Here is a 14,727-nt window from a genome sequence, read left to right as displayed (position 1 = left end):
CGGGCTTTATACCGACATCAAGGTGAAGGGCGAACCCGGCCCGGCCACCAGCCCCATCCCGGCCAAGCTGCAGCGCGATACGCTGGCGCTGCTGCTGGAAAGTGTGAAGCCGGCCGAACTGGCGATTCCGGAGAAATTGCTGGCGGAACTGACCCCCGATCCGGGCCGCAACCTGGAGGATCTGTCGGACGATCCGGTGTTCAACCAGTTACAGGCCGCCCGCATTGCCGCCGCGCTGGTGGTGGAGCCCCTGCTCGCCCCCGACCGTGCGGCGCGGTTGGTGAGCCTGCAGGCGCGCGGCGCGGATGGCGTGACGCTGCCCGAACTGATCAACGCGCTGATGGCGGCGAGCTGGAACGCAAAGGGTGGCGATGCGGCCCTGCTGCGCGTGGTGCAGAAGACGGTGCTGGATGGCCTGATGATCCTGGGCGCGTCGTCCACCACCGCGCCGGAAGCCCGCGCGCTGGCGTTGCAGACGCTTGGTGATCTGGCCAAGACCCTGCCGGCGAAGGGCGGCGATGCACTGGGCGCGGCGTTCAACAAGCAGACGGCGGCCGACATCACTGCCTATCTCGCCGATCCGACCGGCAAGGCGCCGAAATCGGTTGGCGTGCCGTGGGGCAAGGGCCCGCGCAGCCGCAACCCGCTGCCGCCCGGCCCACCCCTGTGACGCCGCCTTTGTAAGCCAGCCGGCCATGGCCCGTTACGACAGCATAGGCATCAACTATGCCGATCTGCGCATTCCCGATGCACGGATTGCCGCTGCCATCGCGCAGGCGCTGGGGCCGGCGCGCTCCATCATCAATGTCGGGGCCGGCACCGGATCCTATGAGCCGACTGACCGCGAGGTCACCGCCGTCGAGCCGTCAATCGAAATGATCCGCAAGCGCCGCCACCCGGCGGCGGCCGTGGTGCAGGCCAGCGCCGATGCGCTGCCGTTTGACGACAACGCGTTTGATGCGGCCATGGCGATCCTGACCATCCATCATTGGCCCGACAAGCAAGCCGGCCTTCGCGAGGTGCGGCGGGTGACGCAGGGGCGCATCGTGCTGCTCACCTTCGATCCGGCGCAGCGGCCGTGGCTGACCGATTATCTGCCCGAATTGGCCCGACTGGACGATGCCCAGATGCCGGCCATGGCGGACTATGCGCGCTGGCTGGGACCCGTCCGCATCGAGCCGCTGCTGGTGCCGCACGATTGCACGGATGGTTTTCTCTATGCGTACTGGCGGCGGCCGGAAGCCTATCTCGATGCGCGCATCCGGTCGGGCAGCTCGTCATTCTGGGCGCTGCCGGGATTGGAGGATGGCCTGGCCCGGCTGGCCGACGATCTGAGTTCAGGCGCGTGGGAAGAGCGCTATGGCGAACTGAGACACCAGCCGGCCTATGATGCCGGCTACCGCCTCGTCATCGCAGACTGACGGGCATCGTTCGCGCGATTCAACGCTCCGCACCGCCATAGTGCAGGGCGTTGAACAGGAACTTGAACGTGCCATAGGCCTGGGCGCGTTGCACGATTTCGGGGCCCATCACGAACAGCTTGCCGCGGCCAACGTCGATGTCGGCCACTGCAATGGTTCCGGCCAGTTGCTCCTCGCCCACGGCCCAGCCGCTGCGCAGCAGGGATCGGCCCTGGAACCACGAAACCGGCGTTGCCGTGCCTCCGCCCCTGGCGGGCACGAAGGTGGGCGAGCGATTGAAGAAAATGTCCACCTGCGCCGGCAGACCATAGGCCAGCGGCTGGCGGTGATCGACTTGCGCGCGCAGCACCGATCCGGGGATGAAAAATTCCTTGGTATCCAGCGGCCGGGCTTCGCCATTCTCGATCCGGCTTTGCGCCAGCGCCAGTGGCGCGCCGAACAGTTCGGCAAAGCGCGCCGAGCCGCCAATGGCGACCACGGCACCGCCATTGCGCAGGAATTCGCCAATGGCGGGCGTCGTCTTGGGATCGGTGAGATGGCCGGTCATCGCCTTCACCTCGGCCGGCGTGTCTTCCGGCTTGGGCTGTGGCGACGGGCGTTCATTGCCCCACGCGCCCTTGGCCGGCAGCGCGCCATCGGCAAACAGCAGCACATCGAAATTGCGCTTCAGGCTGCCGGCCTCGATGCGCTGCGGATAGAGGAGTTCGAATGGGAACTCATATTGTTCCAGCAGCCAGCGGGTCCAGCCGGCGGTCATCAGCCCGCCATAATGATCCACCAGCCCCAGCCGCACCGGCCGCAACTTGATAGTTGGCGAGGTCGGCGCCTTGGCAACGGCATGCGCGACCAACCCGAGTTCGACCACCGCCTTGCTGACAATGCCAGCAGCAGCGGATGATGCCGGCACCCAGATGGCACCGGGCGCCAGCGTGTCGTTGCCCAGCGTCACCGCTTCCTTCACCCAGGCCGGCTTGGCCCCGGCCTTCAGCAGCCGGTTGGTGAGGATGGCGCTGTTGTTGGTTTCGTGGCCGATCAGCCAGCCGGCATTGCCATTGCCGGTGATGCGGCCTGCGGGGGGCTGCATCAGATCGTTCACGGCGGTGAAATTGCCGGGCACATCATCCAGCACGCGATCAAAGGCCACGCCCATCTGATAGGCCAGCGTATAGCCGGCCACATCATAGGGCGCCGTGGGTGCGCCGCCCGGATAGGGCACATCGTTGGGATGGTCCTGCGGTTCGAACATGTCGAGCACATGCGGGCGATAGGCCTGCGCGGTGCGCACCACGAAGCTGCCGGCCGGATAGGTCTTGCCGGCGGCGGTAAACGGCGCGGTGGCGCGTTCCACCTCCACGCCGTTCTTGATCAGGGCGTTCAGGAAGGTGACGGCGGTGGGCAGATCGCGCTGGCCCGCAGGGATGATGTAGGCGCGCGGATCGCGATCTTCGGGCGCCTGCAGGATGCTGGCGTAAAGCTTGGGATCAACCTTCTTGGGGCCGCCGGGGCGCGGCCGGCCTGCGCCATCGGTGCCGTCTTCCTTGAGCGGAGCGGCATTGGCCAGGCGTTCGACCTTCGATGGCGTTACCGTCCAACTGTCGCGGCTGCCCTTTTCGATGCTGTTGGCGCCCATGCGCCAGATGTTGAACAACAGCCGTTCACGGTTGCGCGAGGCATAATCGATCACGGCGCGGTTGAGCGTCCACTGATAGTCCAGCGTGTTCTGCAGCGTCCACGGCCGCGGGCTGATCGGCAGCATTTCGTCACCACGCGGCAATTGCGTGGCCGGGACCAAGGGGATGGTGGTGGGGGTCGGGCCGCCGATGATTTCCGTCAACAGGCCGATGCTGTTGTGGAAATAGGCAACGCTGCGTTCCATGCCGTTGTGCCAGGTGGAATAGCGCGCCGCACTGCGCATGCCGGAACCGGCCTTGCCTTCGGCGATCAGCCGCGAGTGCATCGCCGAACCCACCTCGTTCAGCGACGTCATCACGATGGGATCATAGTTGAAATTGAACGGGTCGCGGAACGGCGGCACGAACACCACCATGCCTTCCGGGCCAGTTTGATGCTGGTTGTAGACGATCTGCGGATACCACTGCCGGAACAGCACCCGGTTCACATTCTCCGTCTCCGGCATCTGCACCATGTAGCTGTCACGATTATTGTCGTGGCCAACATATTTCTGGTAAAGCCTTGGTATCGTGCCGAATTCCCGCTTTTTCGGGTCTGCGTGGCGCATGTACCAGTTGCTCACCAGCTCCATGCCATCGGGATTGTCGTGGCCGAACAGGATGATGCAGTCGTCCAGCATGCGCAGGGTTTCGGCATCGTTCTGGGTCAGCATGCGGTGCAGCACCTGGATCTGCCCCTGCGAAGTGACGGTTTCGGTGGCGTGCAGCCCGGCATCGATCCACACGATCGCCTTGCCCTGCGCCGCCAGCGCCCGGGCCTGCGCTTCGTCCACCCCGCGCGCCTTGGCCAGCCGCTGGGCAATGGTGCGATAGTCTTCCAGCTTCGCCAGATTGGCCGGGGTGGAGACGATCGCCACCCACATGGTGCGGCCTTCGGCGGACTTGCCGATATCGACCAGTTTCATGCGGTCTGTCTCGGTCGCCAGCTTCTTCAGATAGCTCTCGTACTCGGTATAATTGGCGAGGTAATAATCCGTGCCGGGTGGCTGCTTGAAAAAATCCTTTGGCGCGGTCTGCGCGAAGCTGGCGGCCGGCTGGGCCAGCAACGCGGCCGAAACCAGAAGCCAAGGCGATTTCATCATCTTCACTCTCCCCAAACGCCATGGTGGGTGCCGCTGTGGCGCTCAAACGTCAAGGGCCGGCACCTTGCGGCACCGGCCCTTCCCGTTTGCGCTCACCAAAGGCTCACTTCACCTTGGCGAAATCCTCGTAATTGATGCCCAGCTGTTCCAGGTAGCTCTTGTACTTGGCCGGGTCGTAATAGAATTTCTCCAACTGCGGGCGCATCTTGCCCATGATGTCGGCGTTCAGCCAGATCGCCGGCTTGTCCTCCGGCGTGAGCAGCGGGTCATACTTGTCGGACTTGAATTGCACGTCCTGCTGATAGGCCTTGGCATCGGCAATGATCTTGGGCGTGGTGGCCAGATCGAGGATGGTCATGGCGACAGCCTTGGCCGCCACCACCACGCCCTTGTGGGCAATGGGCGTGGCCATGGCGATGGCCGATTGGCGATTGTGGCCAATGGCGTTGGGGATGTTGGACGGGAAACGGATGGTGACGGTGGGCACCGTCCACATGATGTCGCCGATGTCGTCCGAACCGCCGCCCATCGAAACGCCGCGCAGATCGGGCGTCGAAAGCGGCGCCAGCGTCGTGGAGAGCGGCTCCACCTTCTGGCCGTTGGCCTGCTGCATGGCCTTGGCAAAACCCTGGTCCGCCTCGCTCCAGCTTGGCAGGCCAACCGTCTTGATGTTGGCATAGAGCGCTTCGGCCAGCGGCTTGTTGCCATAGTTGGGCGCGGCATAGCCCAGGGTGCGCTTGGTGACGCTGGTATCGGTGGCCATGGCGGCGGCATCGGCGATGCGGTTGCCGATTTCATACAGGCCGCGGATCTTGGCGAAGCTGCCTTCGCGGAAATAATACCAGACGCTGGCCTTTTCCGGCACGATGTTGGGCTGGCCGCCGCCTTCGGTGATCACATAATGGCTGCGCTGCGTGACGGGCAGATGTTCGCGCCGCATGTTCCAGCCGATGTTCATCAGTTCAACCGCATCAAGCGCGCTGCGGCCGTCCCACGGCTGACCGGCGGCGTGGGCGGTCTTGCCCTTGAACGTGTATTCCACGCTGACCATGCCGTTGTTGCCGGCCGGGCCCCAGCTCACGCCGAAATCGCGGCCAACGTGGGCGAAGATCGACGCGTCCACATCCTTGAACATGCCGGCGCGCACATAATAGGCCTTGGTGGCGAGCAGTTCTTCGGCAACGCCGGGCCACAGCATCAGCGTGCCCTTGATGCCGTTCTTTTCCATCACCTGCTTGGCGGCGATGGCGGCAACGATCATCATCGGCATGCCGCTGTTGTGGCCTTCGCCGTGGCCGGGGGCGCCTTCCACCATCGGCTTCATCTGCACGACGCCGGGATACTGCGACAGGCCGAGCAGGCCATCGATATCACTGCCCAGCGCGATCTTGGGGCCGGGGCCGTTGCTCCACGTGGCGGTGAAGGCGGTGGGGATGCCGGCGGCGCCGCGCACAACGGTGAAGCCGTTCTTTTCGAGGATCGCGGTCAGATATTCGCTGGTCTTGTGCTCCTGGAAACCGGGTTCGGCATAGCTGAACACCATGTCCACCATTTCCTGCGCCAGCTTGGTCTGGGCGTCGACCAGTTCGGCGCTCAGCTTCTTCTGGGCCGGCGTGGCCAGCGCCAGCGCCGGGCTGGCCATCACACTTGCCGCCAGCATTGCGGCGATCATCTTGGCAGTCTTCATCGTCAAAGCCCCCCTGTTGGCTTATCAATATTCGAAACGCACGCCCATGCGGTACACGCGGCCGAGCACATCATACAAGTTGCGGTTTGTCATGGGATAGGCCGGCGTGTTGTTGCCGGTCGGGCCATTGCCCACCAGCACCGGATCGCTGTTCAGCAGGTTGCGCACGTACAGGAACAGATCGACCTTGGATCCGCCCAGCTTCACCTTCTTGGTGATCGAGGCATCGACATACCATTGGCCGGCGATCTGGTTGTTGTTGATGGTGCGGGCCTGCGGCGTGGACGCCGGGCAGCCGGTGGTGCATTCGATGAAATTGTTATCATACACCCCGCCCGAGAAGCCGCGGCCAACCAGGTTGAAGCTCCAGCTGTCGATCTCGTAATTGGCGGTCAGGCGGTAATTCCACGACGGCGTGGCATCGCCGCCGCCGGCATTCTGGCCAGCCAGGTCGCGGGCCACGTCGATGCCGTTATCGATGATGTTGTCGATATAATGGCTGGCAAGCGCGCGCAGCGTCGCCTTGCCGCCGCCCAGATCAAAGCGGTAGCTGGCTTCCAGATCGATCCCGCGCACCTTCACCGAAGCGAAGTTGAACGGCACCAGCTTGATCGAGGTGATCGGGCTGGCAGGGCCGGGGGTGCCGTTAAACGTGATGAACTGGCACAGATCCTGGCGGTTCTGTTCAAGGCACAGGGTGGTGGTGGTTTGTGCACTGATGTTGGAAATGGCGCCCGAAAGATCAATGTCGAAATAGTCCACCGACGCCGCGAAGCCGGGCAGGAAGCTGGGCGTGAACACGCCGCCGATGCCCCAGGTCAACGCCACTTCCGGCTGCAGCGTGGAGTTGCCGGTAATCTGCTCGAGGAACTGATCGGTGCGCTGGGCGCCGCCGGGCTGCAGCACGTTCACCGTGTTGGTGCGGGCGGTGCCGGGGGCGAACAGTTCGTTCAGGTTGGGCGCGCGGATATCGCGGCTGCGCACGACGCGCAGTTTGAAATCATCGATCACCTGCCAGGTGGCGCCAGCCTTCCAGGTGGTGACGCTGCCGGAGGTGGAATAATCGGTGACGCGGATGGCGCCGTTGAAATCCAGGCCCTTGGCCAGCGGCACCACGGTTTCGACGAAGGCTTCCTTCACGTCATAGGCGCCCTTGGTGACGAGGTAGTTGCCGTACAGCCAGCCGGAGTTGAACTGCGGATCGACAGAGCCATCCACACGTTCCCGGCGATACTCACCGCCAAAGGCGAAGCTGACCGGGCCGGCCCAGGTGTCGAACAGTTCGTTGGTGGAGATATTGAGGGCCGCAACGTCCTGACGCAGCGACTGGAAGCGCTGCGGCTGCAGGCCGTTGTTGAACACATAATCGATCGCGGCCTGCGTCACGCCGCCGATGCCGATGCGGTTCAAGGGCACGCAGCCGTTGGTCGGGGCGGTCAGGGTCGAACGGCAGACGATGGTGCCGGCCGCGATGCCGGCGGCATTGCCGGCGGGGGCGCGCACCGCATCCTGCGCGAGGGTGACCCGGCTGTTGAGCCAGGTGTTGGTGAGCAGTTCGTTGGTCTTGGCGATACCGACCTGATAATAAGCCGCGTACTTCCAGTTGCCCTTGCCCAGTTCGAATTCGCCATCGGCGCCGGCGACAAAGCGATAGACTTCGCGGGTGTTGTTCGAGCCCGCTGCCGGGAAGCCGGCATTGCTGGTGCCGATCGAGATGTTGGTCAGGCCGCGCGCGGTCATATCGGTGACAAGCGCGGTGGGCAGGAAGGCGTTGTCACGCTGGATGGTGATGCCGGTGGACGGCGTCTGCTGGTAGAAGCTGCGGCCGTTGTAGCCGGAATAGCTGTACTGCACGAAGGGCACAAAGGCGCGGGACACTTCGAAGCTGGCGCGGCCAAAGACGTTGCCGCGCTCTTCATCGGGCGACAGGCTGTTGCTGTTCCAATGGCCTTCGCGGCTGACCCGGAAATCGCCACCCACCATCCACTGACCACGCGTGGCACCATAGGTGAACTGGTTCAGGCTGGCCTGGCCATTGCTGATCTGGCCGAAATAGGTGCCGCGCAGCGGGCCGGAATTGATGATGCCGCCGGGCGTGAACTGATAGGTGCCGATGCCGCTGGCCACCAGGCGTTCGGGCTGGCCGTTGCCGGCGACGAAAGCCGGATTGTCGATCTGGAAGAAGCCGCTTTCCTGCCACGGGCGATCATAGGTATCGACGCCCTTCTGGGTGAAATAATCGCCGGCCAGCAGCACCTTGCCGCGGCCATCGGCGAAATCGAAGCCGCTGGTGATGCGGAACGTGTGGTTGGGCGTGTCACCATAATCGGTGATGCCGAATTCATACTCGGCGCGGAAACCCTTGAAATCGCGGTTGAGCGCGAAGTTGATCACGCCGGCAACAGCATCGGATCCATAGGCCGACGACGCACCGCCGGTGACGACTTCAACGCCCTTGATCAGGCCCTGCGGCACGGTTTGCGTATCGACGAGACCCACAGGCGAGGAGGCGACCGAGCGTTGCCCGTCGATCAGCACCAGCGTGCGCGCAGCGCCGAGGTTGCGCAGATTGACGGTGGCGATGCCGGCCTGGCCGTTGGACAGCGAGCCCGAGTTGGTGGACGAGCTTTGCGAACCACGCACCGATGGCAGCGTGTTCACATAATCGCCGATATTGGCCTGCGGTTCGGCCTTGAGTTCGGCTTCGGTGACGACAGAGACGGGCGTGGGCGCGTCATAGCCGGTGCGGGCGATGCGGGAACCGGTAACGGTGATGACGCTGGTTTCAGCCTCTTCGGCGGCCGGTTCGGCCTGCGCAGTTGCGGCGGGGGCCGCTTGGGCCAAGGCGGCCGACGGCATCAAGGCGCCAAGTGCTGCGGCCAGCGAGGCGCCGCCCAGCAGAGCCATGCGGCGGACGTCGGCAACAGCGCGGTTCTTCGTCGTCATCAATCAGACCCCCATTATGGCCCGGCACAACCGGGTGAAACTTGCCTTCCCTGTCAGTTTCGGGATCGGGCCGGAGCGCGTTCACGCGCCTTGCACCCGATTCCCCCTGACGATGGCGATGACAGATGCATGACAGCGCGCCGTACGGCGTTACGTCTTTTGGCGTAGGGAGCAGTGGGAGCGCCTGCCGCAGGTGCGGCAACAGCGCGCAGGGACGTCAACTTCCCGGCAGCGCGATTGGCTTTTCCGCGTCGTGCGCACCGAAATTCAGGCTACGGGTGATGCCGGCGCGGCGGATATTGACCTGGGTGGCGTGATCGTCCCACGTCTCGCCGAACAGCGCACCGCTGATCAGCAGTTGCTTCGGCTTGCCCTTCAAGCGGCCGATATAGCGCAGTTGCACCATATCGCCGTCGAGCCGCTGCCCGGCGGGGCTGAGCGCCACACCGCGGATGCGGAAACGCTGGCCCACATAGGCGACCAGCGCCCTGAACGCGTCGGCATCATCCAGGCTGGGCTGCGCATCGGGCGCGATATCGACCAGCGCCGGTTCGACATCATGGGCCTGCAGGTGGTGGGTGACGACAACAGCGCCGGACTTGGCGTCAATCTCCACCACCGCCAGGCTGGCGTGGCCGCGGTGCGCAAGTGCCGGGGCCGCAAGCCCCAGCACCAGCAGCAGCGCGGCCAGCCGCCTCACTTCTCGTCCTTGTCCTTGTCCTTCTTCTCGTCCTTTTTCACGGCGCGCGTCTTGATGCTGTCCGGCGACACTTCGAGTTCGCTGTCGGCCATGCGGTTGTCGCCGCCGGCCGGATCGTCGCGCACCTTCAGCACGGTGGGTTCGATGCGGCGCGGATAGGCGTTGTTGCTGCGATCGGCGTCGGCGGTTTCCCACAACGGATCGATCTCGGCAGCCTTCAGTTTCTTCGGTGTCACATGCTGCCACGTCACCGCCTTGGCGTTGTAGCGCCAGACCTCGGCCGGGATGCGGACGGTTTCGGTCGAGCCATCCTCATAATCCAGCTTCAGGATCACCGGCATCACCAGGCCACCGATGTTGCGGAAGCTGAAGTGATAGAAATTGTCCTTGAACGCCAGGGCGGCAGCCTGTTCCGGCTCCAGCTTCTTCAGCGTGGCCTCGTAATCCTTGCGGTCCTTGGCGGTCACGGTGAAGCGATCGGTTTCATCATAGAAATCGCGCGTTTTCGGATCACGATCGATCATCGGCGCTTCGGTGTTGCGCACCGCGGTGAGCGGGGTCGGCGCGGTCTTGTCGCGGTCCTTCGCCCACGCCTTTTCCACTTCCGGATTGCGGGTGTCGAGCCGGGCCTGCACCACCTTGTCGAGGCTGATGTCAACATGATCGGTGGTGTAGAACCAGCCGCGCCAGAACCAATCGAGATCGACTCCGCTCGCTTCTTCCATGGTGCGGAAGAAATCGTAAGGAGTCGGCCGCTTGAAGCGCCAGCGACGGCTATATTCCTTGAAGGCGAAATCGAACAATTCGCGGCCCAGGATGGTCTCGCGCAGGATCACCAGCGCGGTGGCGGGCTTGGAATAGCCGTTGTTGCCGAACTGCAGCAGGCTGTCGCTGTGCGTCATCAACGGCACCTGATCGCGACTGATCATGTACTCGGTGATGTCACGCGGTTCGCCGCGGCCACGGGTCTTCACCGGGTCCCAGCGCTTTTCGGCTTCGAACTGCAGGAAGCTGTTGATGCCCTCGTCCATCCAGGTCCACTGGCGCTCGTCGCTGTTGACGCTCATCGGGAACCAGATGTGGCCGACTTCGTGGATAACCACGCCGATCAGGCCATATTTGGCACGCTCGGTATAGGTGAGCTGGCCGGTTTTCTTGTCCTTCACCGGGCGCGGGCCGTTGAAGGTCATCATCGGATATTCCATCCCGCCCACCGGGCCGTTGATGCTCTGCGCGGTGGGATAGGGATAGGGGAAAGAGAAATCGCTGTAGACGTCGATGGTGTGAGCGATCGACTTGGTGGAATAGGCATCCCACAGCGGCCGGGCTTCCTTGGGATAGAAGCTCATCGCCATCACCAACGGCACGGCGGCATCGTCCTGTTTGACGCCCATCGCGTCCCACACGAACTTGCGCGACGAGGCAAAGGCGAAATCGCGGACATTCTTCGCGGTGAAGCGCCAGGTGCGGCTGCCACTGGCCTTGCCCTTTTCGGCAGCCAGCGCTTCGTCAGGGGTGACGATATAAACCGGTTCCTTGGCAGTGCGGGCCTGGCTCAGGCGAGCGCGCTGGGCAGCCGACAGGATATCCGGGTTGGCCAGTTCGCCGGTCGCCGAGACGACGTGATCGGCCGGCACGGTGAGGCTGACATCATAATCGCCGAATTCCAGCGTGAATTCGCCGCCGCCAACGAAGGCCTTGTTGTGCCAGCCTTCATAATCGGAATAGACCGCCGCGCGCGGGAACCATTGCGCGCCAAGGAAGATGCAATTGCCATCCTGATCCGGCTTGGTGAAGCATTCATAGCCCGAACGGCCACCCACCACGCGGGTTTCCGGCATCGGCAGGGTGAAATCGATCTTCACCGTCACCACGCCGCCGCTGGCCAGCGCTGCGGCCAAATCGATGCGCAGCAGCGTATCGACCACGGTGAACTTCAGCGCGCGGCCCGAAGCGTCGGTGACCTTCAGATTGTTGAAGCCGCCTTCCCATTCCTTGTAGCGCATGGCCTTGCGCACATCGGTCATGCTGATCTGGCCGCCGGGGGAAACGGTTTCGGCGCGCTCTGCAATGTGATCGCGCTTGTAATTCTGATCGAGCAGCAGCCACAGATACTTCAGCGCATCCGGGCTGTTGTTGCGATAGGTGACGGTCTCGCTGGCGCTGATGGTGCGGGTGGCTTCATCCAGCCGGGCGGTGATGCGGTAATCCACCTTCTGCTGCCAGTAACGATGGCCCGGCGCGCCGGCGGCGTTGCGGGTGTCGGTGGGGGTCGGCCAATCTTCGCCTTCCAGCTGGCGGAACTTGTCGACGAAATCACCCTTGGTCTGGACGATCGGGCTGGCATGGCCTGCCACACCGATCAGGGCCAGCATCGCCCCCGCCACCACACGAGCCAACATGCGCATCCCGCCACCCTTCATCTCAGCATCCGGCCTCCCGCCGGAAAGGCTGCCCATTGCCGTGTGCGCACCGGCTTGGCAAGCCACCCTCGCGACCGCAGGCGGCAGACTGCGGCATTTGCCCACCGTCAGCCGCGTTGCCGCCAGCCCGCGAATGTGACAATGTGTCGTGACTGAGTCGATGGGAGGGGTTTTCCATGCGTCTGATCGCCGTTGTTGCCGCCGCTGCCGCCCTGTCCGTGGCCGGCCCTGCTGTCGCCTGCGCCTTTGATGGCATGCCGGGTTACAGCCACTATGCCCCCGATGGCACCGATCCCTATGCCGGCGCCTATGCCGAGGCCGCCGCCCGCATTGCCGAGCAGCGCCGCCAGGAAGCCATTGAAACCGCACGCCTTGCCATGCTGAAGCGGCTGGGCATGAAGGATGATGTCGCCACTGCGCAGGCTGCTACCGGCGCGGTTGCTGTGGCCAATGTCCAGCCCTGACACGCTGACCCGTTCGAAGACCGCGCAAGGGCCCCTGGTGGAAGCCAGGGGCCTTTCGCATGCCCGTGATGGCCGCACGGTGATGGCCATCGGCGATTGGCAGCTGCAGCCCGGCGCCCACGCCCTGCTGCTGGGGCCATCGGGTTCGGGCAAGACCACCTTCATCAACATCGTCACCGGCCTGCTCACCCCCAGCCATGGCGCGATCAGTGTTGCTGGCGAGGTGATGAGCGCCCTGCCCCCGGCAGCCCGAGATGCCTTGCGCCGCCGCACCATCGGGCTGGTGTTCCAGACGCTGCGGCTGATCCCGGCCTTGAGCGTGACCGACAATCTGGCCCTGGCCCAGCAACTGGCGCTGGGCCATGTTGACCGCGCTGCCATTGCCGGCATGATCGATCGGGTTGGCCTTGCCCACCGTGCCGCCGCCCGGCCACGCCAGCTATCGCAGGGCGAAGGCCAGCGCGCCGCCATCGCCCGCGCGCTGATCACGCGGCCGCGGCTGGTGGTTGCTGATGAGCCAACCAGTGCGCTGGATGATGCCAACGCCGCGCGCATGATCGATCTGATGTTCGACGTGGCCGATGCCACCAGCGCCACGTTGCTGGTTGCCACCCACGATGGCCGCATCGCGCACCGTTTTGCCAACCGGCTCAATCTGATGGCGCCGGTGGCGGCATGATCGGGCTGAGCCTTGCCTATCTCAGGGATCGCGGCCTCAACACCGCGCTCAACATCCTGCTGCTGGCCTTGAGCGTTGCCAGCCTCGTCATCCTGCTGCTCTTTTCCAGCCAGTTGGAAAACCGCTTCGACAAGGATGCGCAAGGCATCGACATGGTGGTCGGCGCCAAGGGCTCGCCGCTGCAGCTTATCCTGTCGTCGGTCTATCATGTCGATATCCCCACCGGGAATGTGCCGCTGGACACAGTGGTGCTGCTGCGCCGCCAGCTGGGCGTCGCCGAAGCCATCCCGCTTGCGCTGGGCGACAGTTTCCGCTCGTTCCGGATCGTCGGCACCGAACCGGCCTATCCGGCGCTGCTGGGGGCCAGCCTTGCCGATGGCCGCATGTTTGCCGCGAAGATGGAAGCGGTGATCGGTGCCGATGTGGCGGCCCGCACCGGCGCGAATCTGGGCCAGCGCTTCGTGGGCGGCCACGGCATGAGCAGTGGTGACGATGGGCCGAAGCACGAGGAAACGCCGTTCATCGTGGTGGGCCGCCTGAAGCCGACCGGCACGGTGATCGACCGGCTGATCCTGACCCGCGTTGAAAGCGTGTGGGGCGTGCATGGCATCGAGGATCCCGGCGAAGACCATCACGCAGACCATCATGGGGGCGAGAGCGAAGAGGCGCATGCCGAGCATGCCGGTGCCGCAGAGGTGACAGCCGTGCTGGTGCGCTTCGGATCGCCGATTGCGGCGGTGCGCCTGCCCGGTTTCATCAACCGCCAGACCAATCTGCAGGCCGCCGTGCCCGCCGTGGAAGTCTCCCGCCTGTTGGCGCTGGTCGGCGTCGGGCTGGACGCGGTGCGCGCCTTTGCCGTGCTGCTGATGCTCACCGCCGGGCTGTCCATCTTCGTGGCGCTGCTCACCGCGCTGAAGGAGCGGGAGGGCGACATGGCCATGCTGCGGGTGATCGGCGCCAGCCGCGCAGCGATCATCGGCCAGGTGGCCAGCGAGGGGCTGATATTGGCCAGTGCCGGTGCCACGTTGGGTCTGCTGCTCGGCCATGGCGTGATCGGGATGGCGGCGGCCAGCATCGAACAATTGCGCGCGCTGGGCTTGAACGCCTTCGCCTTCCACCCCGGTGAAGCGCTGATTGTCGCCGCCGCACTGGGGATCGGATTGATTGCCGCCTTGATTCCAGCCTTGCGTGTGCTCAAGACTGATATTGCCGAAACGCTGGCAAATGCCCGATAGGAGGGACCAATGCTCGCCCGTGTTGTCATCACCGCTGTCCTCATGCTCGCTGCTCCGGCGGCGCTCGCGCAAACCGCGCTGAAGCCATCGGAATCGATCTGGAAACCGGCCCCCACTCCGCCCGGCGGCGTGCCATGGGCTGTGCTGGAAGCCGCCAAGGAAGATCCCGCCGCTGCCAAGGCCGGCGCGGTGAAGCCGGTCTATCCCGCCACGGTGAAATCGCTGGCCGGCAAGCGGGTGAAGATCAACGGTTACATGCTGCCGCTCGGCAAAGGCGCCAGCCAGAGCCATTTCGTGCTGCTGGCCTATCCGCCCGATTGCCCCTTCCACCTCAATCCCGGCCCGCAGCAGTTCATCGAGGTGAAGGTCTCCAGCGCGGTGCCGATGAATTATGATGTG

General features: G+C 64.5%; 11 protein-coding genes. 6 read left to right on the top strand and 5 right to left on the bottom strand.

Annotated elements, in window-relative coordinates:
• A partial coding sequence (locus RT662_RS00595) for a zinc-dependent metalloprotease (RefSeq protein ID WP_313668247.1) occupies positions 1 to 670 on the top strand: 670 nt, incomplete at its 5' end.
• A gap of 25 nt (positions 671 to 695) precedes the next feature.
• On the top strand, positions 696 to 1,421 hold the full coding sequence (locus RT662_RS00590) for a methyltransferase domain-containing protein (RefSeq protein WP_313668246.1): 726 nt from the start codon (positions 696 to 698) through the stop codon (positions 1,419 to 1,421).
• Between the two features lie 19 nt (positions 1,422 to 1,440).
• Here RT662_RS00590 and RT662_RS00585 read toward each other — a convergent pair whose 3' ends face one another.
• The 5 genes from RT662_RS00585 to RT662_RS00565 form a co-directional block, all read right to left on the bottom strand.
• Positions 1,441 to 4,191 (bottom strand): M14 metallopeptidase family protein, encoded by a 2,751-nt coding sequence (locus tag RT662_RS00585; RefSeq protein ID WP_409530119.1) that lies wholly within the window; start codon positions 4,189 to 4,191, stop codon positions 1,441 to 1,443.
• A gap of 106 nt (positions 4,192 to 4,297) precedes the next feature.
• Complete coding sequence (locus tag RT662_RS00580; protein ID WP_313668244.1) at positions 4,298 to 5,881, bottom strand: amidohydrolase; 1,584 nt, start codon at positions 5,879 to 5,881, stop codon at positions 4,298 to 4,300.
• A gap of 24 nt (positions 5,882 to 5,905) precedes the next feature.
• Positions 5,906 to 8,827 (bottom strand): TonB-dependent receptor domain-containing protein, encoded by a 2,922-nt coding sequence (locus RT662_RS00575; protein WP_313668243.1) that lies wholly within the window; start codon positions 8,825 to 8,827, stop codon positions 5,906 to 5,908.
• Positions 8,828 to 9,044: 217 nt separating this feature from the next.
• The gene (locus RT662_RS00570; protein ID WP_313668242.1) at positions 9,045 to 9,527 is read right to left on the bottom strand and encodes a DUF6702 family protein; all 483 of its coding nucleotides are present in this window, start codon (positions 9,525 to 9,527) and stop codon (positions 9,045 to 9,047) included.
• Positions 9,524 to 11,935 (bottom strand): M1 family metallopeptidase, encoded by a 2,412-nt coding sequence (locus tag RT662_RS00565; RefSeq protein ID WP_313668240.1) that lies wholly within the window; start codon positions 11,933 to 11,935, stop codon positions 9,524 to 9,526. The genes RT662_RS00570 and RT662_RS00565 overlap by 4 nt, the downstream gene beginning before the upstream one ends.
• Positions 11,936 to 12,126: 191 nt before the next feature.
• Here RT662_RS00565 and RT662_RS00560 point away from each other — a divergent pair, with 191 nt between their 5' ends.
• From RT662_RS00560 to RT662_RS00545, 4 genes are all read left to right on the top strand, one after another.
• A complete protein-coding gene (locus RT662_RS00560) occupies positions 12,127 to 12,414 on the top strand; it encodes a hypothetical protein (RefSeq protein ID WP_313668238.1) in 288 nt (95 codons plus the stop codon).
• Positions 12,401 to 13,093, top strand: coding sequence for an ATP-binding cassette domain-containing protein (locus RT662_RS00555; protein WP_313668237.1), 693 nt, complete (start codon positions 12,401 to 12,403; stop codon positions 13,091 to 13,093). The genes RT662_RS00560 and RT662_RS00555 overlap by 14 nt, the downstream gene beginning before the upstream one ends.
• Positions 13,090 to 14,328: an FtsX-like permease family protein gene (locus RT662_RS00550; RefSeq protein ID WP_313668235.1), complete on the top strand. Its 1,239-nt coding sequence runs from the start codon at positions 13,090 to 13,092 to the stop codon at positions 14,326 to 14,328. Before RT662_RS00555 ends, RT662_RS00550 begins: the two co-directional genes overlap by 4 nt.
• Before the next feature lie 9 nt (positions 14,329 to 14,337).
• Positions 14,338 to 14,727 (top strand): DUF3299 domain-containing protein (locus RT662_RS00545; RefSeq protein ID WP_313668233.1); only part of this gene is annotated, 390 nt, incomplete at its 3' end.

Origin of the sequence: Sandarakinorhabdus sp., from assembly GCF_032115815.1 — a bacterium.
Classification (GTDB): domain Bacteria; phylum Pseudomonadota; class Alphaproteobacteria; order Sphingomonadales; family Sphingomonadaceae; genus Sandarakinorhabdus.
Note: the sequence above shows the minus strand (reverse complement) of the source record. Positions and strands in the feature narration are given on the sequence as shown.

What these genes read in the sequence shown, in the direction of transcription:
- RT662_RS00590 (WP_313668246.1), top strand. Translation starts at nt 696, where the DNA reads ATGGCCCGTTACGACAGCATAGGCATCAACTATGCCGATCTGCGCATT.
- RT662_RS00585 (WP_409530119.1), bottom strand. Translation starts at nt 4,191, where the DNA reads ATGAAATCGCCTTGGCTTCTGGTTTCGGCCGCGTTGCTGGCCCAGCCG.
- RT662_RS00580 (WP_313668244.1), bottom strand. Translation starts at nt 5,881, where the DNA reads ATGAAGACTGCCAAGATGATCGCCGCAATGCTGGCGGCAAGTGTGATG.
- RT662_RS00575 (WP_313668243.1), bottom strand. Translation starts at nt 8,827, where the DNA reads ATGACGACGAAGAACCGCGCTGTTGCCGACGTCCGCCGCATGGCTCTG.
- RT662_RS00565 (WP_313668240.1), bottom strand. Translation starts at nt 11,935, where the DNA reads ATGCGCATGTTGGCTCGTGTGGTGGCGGGGGCGATGCTGGCCCTGATC.
- RT662_RS00560 (WP_313668238.1), top strand. Translation starts at nt 12,127, where the DNA reads ATGCGTCTGATCGCCGTTGTTGCCGCCGCTGCCGCCCTGTCCGTGGCC.
- RT662_RS00555 (WP_313668237.1), top strand. Translation starts at nt 12,401, where the DNA reads ATGTCCAGCCCTGACACGCTGACCCGTTCGAAGACCGCGCAAGGGCCC.
- RT662_RS00550 (WP_313668235.1), top strand. Translation starts at nt 13,090, where the DNA reads ATGATCGGGCTGAGCCTTGCCTATCTCAGGGATCGCGGCCTCAACACC.